This window comes from Arenibacter sp. F20364, assembly GCF_023015905.1.
In the GTDB taxonomy this organism is placed as follows: domain Bacteria; phylum Bacteroidota; class Bacteroidia; order Flavobacteriales; family Flavobacteriaceae; genus Arenibacter.
On record NZ_JALKBD010000100.1, the window covers coordinates 1 to 1,434 of the forward strand.

The following is a 1,434-nucleotide window of genomic DNA, read 5'->3' on the forward strand; positions in this document are numbered from 1 at the left end:
ACGGGTGGATCGGGCGACTTCACTTTTGAACTTTTACCCGGAGGTCCTTCCCAGAGTCTGATAAGCCAAACGGCCGACTTTACATTGACCGCCCCGGGGGACTATACCTTTAGGGTCACAGACAATGTTACCGGTTGCTATTTCACAACTGCGCCGTACACCGTTGCCCCCTACGACCTGATAGAAGTAGTGGCCACCGCCCTTACCCCGGTGACCTGTTATGGGGACTCCGATGGGGAATTGCAGATACAGGTGAACAACTATCTGGGCAATTACGATTACCAGGTCTTTGACAGCAGTGGCGCAAGCGTAACCGCAGTTATAAGTTCCGATACCTCCGCCAACCCAAGGACCATTTCAGGATTGCCCGCAGGAAACTTCTATGTGGTGCTTACCGCTACCGATACCCCGTTCTGTGATGATACCTCCAATACGGTGACCATTGTATCGCCAGCAGCCGACTTGAACCTTGTGGAAACGAACAATATCAACGCCAACTGTAACATCGGTGCCCAGGTGACCGTTACCGCCAGCGGTGGGAACGGCGGATATACCTATGCCTTCGTACAGGACGGTGCAGTTGTAAACCCAGGGGATTATACCGCAAGTGCCAGTGCCATACTTGACCCGGCCACCAACCTTAACTGGGACGTTTGGGTGAAGGATGCCATGGACTGTACCCATATGATCGATGTCGTTATAGCTGAGGATCCTATGCCGACGTTAAGCCTTCCGGCCTATGCCGACGACCAGTGTACCTCCAACGGGACATCCTATACCTTTACCGCAACAGGCAACGGTGTGGCTCCAATAAAATACAGCATCGGGAACGGATTCCAGAGCAGCGGCACTTTTACAGTATCCGCCCCGGGAACCTATACCGTGACCGTGCGTGACGCCAACGGGTGTACCGTGACCGATACCATTGACATACTGCCCCCATTGGGCGCGGCTGCAGTGGCAACCGCACAGCCTTCATGTATCGCCAACGACGGGGTGATCACCATCACCGCAAGCGGTGGGGCAGGTGCAGGCAACTATGAGTACGACCTATTGAATTCCATTGGCAACAGCCTAACCGGAGGAGCCCGTCAGGCCTCCAACGTATTCAACGTTCTGGCTCCGGGCAATTATACCGCCATCGTTTACGATACCTCGGGATCCGGATGTGACGCCCAGGTGCCCGTTTTCTTGGAAACCCCTACACCGGTAGTATTTACATATACCAATGAGGACGTATCCTGTAACGGGGGTGCCGACGGTTCCATTCAGGTCATCCTGGATGCTTCCAACGACAACCCGCCATATACCTTTACCATCAACGACGGTACAAATCCGCCGACCACACAGAACACTAACCTGTTCACAGGTCTCACCGCAGGTAACTACGACATAACCGTAACCTCCGATAGGGGATGCTTTACCATGCAGACC

The 1,434-nt window shown here is 54.0% G+C and carries 1 protein-coding gene; it reads left to right on the forward strand.

Translation table 11 applies throughout. The features are described from left to right. Positions 1 to 1,434 (forward strand): SprB repeat-containing protein (locus tag MWU84_RS23860; protein ID WP_246906509.1); only part of this gene is annotated, 1,434 nt, incomplete at both ends.